The 3,026-nt window shown below is 66.5% G+C and carries 6 protein-coding genes; 3 read left to right on the plus strand and 3 right to left on the minus strand.

From position 1 onward, the window contains the following. The 3 genes from AC2VON_RS24205 to AC2VON_RS24215 all read left to right on the plus strand — a co-directional run. Nucleotides 1–601 (plus strand): hypothetical protein (locus tag AC2VON_RS24205; RefSeq protein ID WP_486955109.1); only part of this gene is annotated, 601 nt, incomplete at its 5' end. A gap of 102 nt (nucleotides 602–703) precedes the next feature. After that, on the plus strand, nucleotides 704–958 hold the full coding sequence (locus AC2VON_RS24210; RefSeq protein ID WP_486955110.1) for a type II toxin-antitoxin system VapB family antitoxin: 255 nt from the start codon (nucleotides 704–706) through the stop codon (nucleotides 956–958). Next, nucleotides 959–1,375, plus strand: coding sequence for a type II toxin-antitoxin system VapC family toxin (locus AC2VON_RS24215; protein WP_486955111.1), 417 nt, complete (start codon nucleotides 959–961; stop codon nucleotides 1,373–1,375). 308 nt (nucleotides 1,376–1,683) lie between these two features. Here the strand turns inward: AC2VON_RS24215 and AC2VON_RS24220 are convergent, their stop codons facing one another. The 3 genes from AC2VON_RS24220 to AC2VON_RS24230 all read right to left on the minus strand — a co-directional run. Further along, a complete protein-coding gene (locus AC2VON_RS24220; RefSeq protein WP_486955114.1) occupies nucleotides 1,684–2,019 on the minus strand; it encodes a type II toxin-antitoxin system PemK/MazF family toxin in 336 nt (111 codons plus the stop codon). Next, on the minus strand, nucleotides 2,016–2,237 hold the full coding sequence (locus AC2VON_RS24225; protein ID WP_486955112.1) for an AbrB/MazE/SpoVT family DNA-binding domain-containing protein: 222 nt from the start codon (nucleotides 2,235–2,237) through the stop codon (nucleotides 2,016–2,018). The genes AC2VON_RS24220 and AC2VON_RS24225 overlap by 4 nt, the downstream gene beginning before the upstream one ends. 549 nt (nucleotides 2,238–2,786) lie before the next feature. After that, nucleotides 2,787–3,026, minus strand: a 240-nt coding sequence (locus tag AC2VON_RS24230) for a type II toxin-antitoxin system PemK/MazF family toxin (protein ID WP_486955113.1), incomplete at its 5' end; no start/stop codon positions are given.

The following is a 3,026-nucleotide window of genomic DNA, read 5'->3' on the forward strand; positions in this document are numbered from 1 at the left end:
GTCCGGCGGCTCGTCGGAATTCGGTAACGCCGGCAGCGGCGGGTGGGGCGGGGCCGGCGGCTTCCTGCACGGCAACGGCGGCAACGGCGGGGCCGGCGGAGCGGCGACGGTCGGTGACGGCGGGCTCGGCGGCAACGGCGGGGCCGGTTCGACCCTGTTCGGCAGCGGCGGCACCGGCGGCGGCGGCGGGCTCGGCTCCAGCGGCGGCACCGGCGGGTCCGGCGGGTCGGGCGGGGACATCCTCGGCAATGGCGGCTCCGGCGGTAACGGCGGTGCGGCCTACGGCGACGCGGGCACCGCGGGCAGCGGCGGCGCCGGGGGCAACGCCAGCTTCCTGCTCGGCAGCGGCGGGCATGGCGGCAACGGCGGGTACGGCGCGGCGAACACCTCGGCGACCGGAGGTCACGGCGGTGACGGCGGCAACGGCGGGCACCTGCACGGCAACGGCGGCAACGGCGGTAACGGCGGCAACGGCGGTTCCAGCGGCGGTTCCAGCGGCGGTTCCAGCGGCGGGGCCGCAGGTGCGGCCGGGGACGGCGGGCACGGCGGGCTGCTGCTGAGCCACGACGGGGCGCAGGGCAGCGACGGGGAACCCGGGTGACCGGGGCTGGTGGCGGGCGAGCCGCGCTTGTATAAGGCGCGGTGACACCCGAAACCGTTTGCGGGGTGTCTAGAAACTGGCTGATCGTATATATTAAAGAACGTGGCGCTGAGTATTAAGGATCCCGAAGCCGACCGCCTTGCGCGGGAACTCGCGGCCCGCACGGGGGAAACTCTGACCGACGCAGTTGTCGTCGCGCTGCGGGAACGGCTCGCCCGGGAGACAGGCCGCACTCGAGCGGTTCCGCTGAGTGAGGAGCTGGCCGCGATCCGCCGCCGATGCGCGACGCTGCCCGTCCTCGACACCCGAACTGCGGAGGAGATCCTCGGCTACAACGAGCCTGGACTGCCCACCTAAATGGTCATCGACACGTCCGCGCTGGTCGCCATGCTCGGCGATGAGCCCGAGGCCGAGGAACTGGAAGCAGCCGTGGAAGCGGACAACGAACGACTCATGTCGACCGCGACCTACCTGGAAACGGCCATCGTGATCGAAACACGCTTCGGCGAACCGGGAGGACGTGAGTTGGACCTGTGGCTGCACCGCGCCGCCGTCGACCTCGTCAATGTCGACCCCGGCCAAGCCGAAGCCGCGCGCGTCGCGTATCGCAGGTACGGCAAAGGACGACACCGCGCGGGCCTGAACTATGGGGACTGTTTCTCCTACGCCCTCGCGAAGGTCAGCGGCCAGCCGTTGCTCTTCAAGGGAGATGACTTCAATCGCACCGACATCCCCACGGTCCATAGAGCTACCCGAGGGGGCGGGTCGCTTTAGCGTGGCGGTTGCCGCTCTTGCACCGAGGTGCGCGGCCCGCCCGGCGGTATCGGGTCGCGGGGGCGGGTTGAGGGCGCGGGTCCGCGGTGACCGCTATGGGGCAACTCGCCGGTGCAGGATCGCCAGATTCGCGGGCGGGTGTTGATGTCGGTGTGCGCCCGGTGGCTGTGAAGTGCGGTAGGGACGCAGCCCTATCCCAGGATTCCTGATGGTTCAATAATCGTCGTGCGGTCCCCGGTGGGATTTCACGTGTCCGTTCTCGGCCAGCGCCGTGATCGCACTGCCATCGCGGCCGCAACGGACTCCTCTCAGCTGAGGATCGTGATCAGCTTGGCCAATACGTTATCGAGAATCGCGGGCGGTACATGCTCAACTTTGCGGCCGTTGCGCGACCTGATATCGATCGCGCGGGGCTGGTCGCAGCGTATGACGCCAGTTGTGCGAGTTCCCGCCTCTGTCAGCGACACCGCGAACCCAGCGGTACGCGCGAAGTCTCCGCCTTGCGTGATCGGTACCACCACAGGAGTTTTAGTCAATCGGTTAAATGGCGCTGGGGACACGATCAACACTGGGCGCGTGCCGCGCTGCTCATGCCCTGGCGTCGGGTCCAAAGAGACGATGTAGATGTCGCCGCGCTCAATCAGAGCAGCTCACCGCCGACCTGGTCCCCGTCTAGCCAAACCCGGTCCTCTGCCGTGATGTCGGCTGAGGCGTCGCACTGCGCCAGTAGCTCATCAAGTGAGTAGCGCGGTCGCACTTGGGGGTCAACTACCAGGTGGCCGGCGTCAACCGACAAGGCAACCGCCGCGCCCGGTTGCAGCTGCAACATATCGAGCACGGCGGGAGGGATTGCCAACATCACCGATCCGCCTACCTTCCGGAGTTTGGTTGTCAACACGCCAGCCCCCTCATCTACGTTATATTTGAGTATAACCCCATGAAGCCGCTGGATGCGCCCGGTGCTAGCGGGGCATTTGCCGATGTCCCGCCCCAGGGTCTCGGCAAAGTCGTGATATGAGCATTTGACCAGCGGTGTTGCGGGCCTAACACGCGGAACTGTGGTTACAGGGCGTCACGGCAGAGCGCGGCGTGACAACCGCTGCAACACCCAAGAAGGTTGTCGTCTCGCGGGCGGCCGTCACGAAAGCGGTGTCGCGCTCCACCAAGGACTCTGCCAAGCTGGAAGGCCGCGTAGTCCCGATCGATTATCTCGGCTGGACCCGAAAAGACGAGCTGCTGATGCCGGAATCCACCGCGTCGTCAAGTATCGAGAGGCGGTCAGGAATCGCCAGAAGCCGAACGGAAGCTCGGCGATCCCCTTCCCATGCACCCCCGGGCAGGACCGTCCTCAACTCACGTGACGCGCCACGACCCCGTCGTGCTCACCCACAACGTCGCTCAACACGTGTGCTCAGGGGAGTGCTATCCGCAGAGCTTTACTGATTTCCTGCATTGTCTGCGAAGAAAGCGCACCGAGTGATTCGGTGAGTTCATCGTGGTAGAGCTGCACGATGTCGTCGACAAGAACGAACCCGACGAGAGGATCGGCGGCACACAAGGGCACGACAGTAGGCACGTGCGCGTTCTTGGTCGTCGTCGTGATGCGCGCTGCCAACACTGTGTCGAGGTTGCTGTTCCGGGAGTTGTTGCT

The sequence above is a fragment of the Mycobacterium sp. TH-M82 genome, assembly GCF_057473605.1.